Source organism: Halolactibacillus miurensis (assembly GCF_900116255.1).
Taxonomy (GTDB): Bacteria; Bacillota; Bacilli; order Bacillales; family Amphibacillaceae; genus Halolactibacillus; species Halolactibacillus miurensis.
Map to the genome: position 1 here is coordinate 1 of NZ_FPAI01000058.1, position 1567 is coordinate 1567.

Consider the following 1567-nt stretch of genomic DNA (forward strand, 5'->3'; position numbering starts at 1 on the left):
GGTTGTATAATATTTGGTGTTGGTGAAGGGATTTTAAGTGAGATAGAGATTGCTCACTAAAATTACTCACTAGCACCTTTTTCTTTCTAAATATAGAAAACAAGTGAGTTTCCCTGTAATATTAGTTTTAACCACAAAACCATTAGGAGGGAACCCACTTGTCTATATCTCATACTATAAGAATTCTCTTTGACATTCAAGATAAAAATATTATTTTTGAAGAGGATTGTGCCCGCGCGGGCACAAAGAACGGCCTTGCTTGCACATTCCTGGAGGGGACACTCACGTATACCCCGACGCACTGTGACCGCTGTCACGCCGGAAATGAAGACTACACCATTATTAAAAATGGCACGAAGACATCAACGATAGTTATTCCAGCTGGGGGAACGAAAAAAACGTATCTCGAATTAAGAAAACAACGCTTCTATTGTAAACAATGCCAGACGACGTTCGTGGCAAAAACATCGCTAGTTAATGAAGGGTGCTTCATCTCGAAAGATACGTGCCTTCAGGCGGGGATAAAGACAGCTGAAGCTCGTTCAATAAAAGATATTGCCCGTGATTGTGCTGTTTCTCCAACAACGGTTCAACGTGAAATTAATAAGACGAGTCAAGAGCTTCAAACGTATGATCGGACGTTACCTGAGAACCTTTCTTTTGATGAATTTAAGGTAGCCAAAGGACAGATGGCTTTTATCTATATCGATGTGGCTTCTGGTGATCTCTTAGATATACTCCCACAACGTGATGGGCGCACGATTCGCAACCACTTTACGACGTATTTTACTTTTAAACAGCGCAAGAAAGTGAAGACAGTAACGATTGATATGAATGCGAGTTATCAGGGCGTGATTAAGGACCTATTTCCGAACGCTAAGATCATTATTGATCGCTTCCACATCGTACAATTGATGACGCGAGCGATGAATAAAACACGCGTCAAGATTATGCAAGCATTCAACACATCAAACGGCGAAGACAAAAAGAAATACCGTCGGCTCAAGCGATACTGGCGACTAATGTTAAAACCTAGCGAAGACCTTTCAAGTACAGAGTATAAGCACTATACCATGTTCGGGCAACTACCATCTAAATCTGTTGTAGATACTATGTTAGAGTATTCTGATGAACTAAAAGCAAACCATGACTTACTCCAACGATTCTTTAAAGCTTTTGATGATAGGAATTATGACGATCTCGAAGAGATCGTCAAGGGAGAACTGGATGATAATATTTCTAGTTATATGAAAACGAGTATAAAGACGTTAAAAGAACATTTACCACACATTCAAAATAGCTTTGATTATACGTACAATAACGGTCGCATTGAAGGTATTAATAACAAAATCAAAGTCTTAAATCGTGTCGCATACGGCTATCGTAATTTCAAAAACTACAAGAACAGAATTCTTTTACATTTTGCGTACAAACCAGTTGAACCACAGAAGAAAAAAACACAAAATAAAACACATGTTTCAGCTGCATAAAAAGAGCCGAAACATGTGAAATATAAGCTTGAAATTATTGGTTAAAACTTCTCGCCAACACCATTTGACAAAGAACC

1 protein-coding gene is annotated in these 1567 nt (G+C 38.7%); it reads left to right on the top strand.

The annotated features are described in order from the left end of the window. The first annotated feature begins 158 nt into the window (after positions 1 to 158). Complete coding sequence (locus BM390_RS15140) at positions 159 to 1490, top strand: ISL3 family transposase (protein WP_089855781.1); 1332 nt, start codon at positions 159 to 161, stop codon at positions 1488 to 1490. Positions 1491 to 1567: the final 77 nt, after the last annotated feature.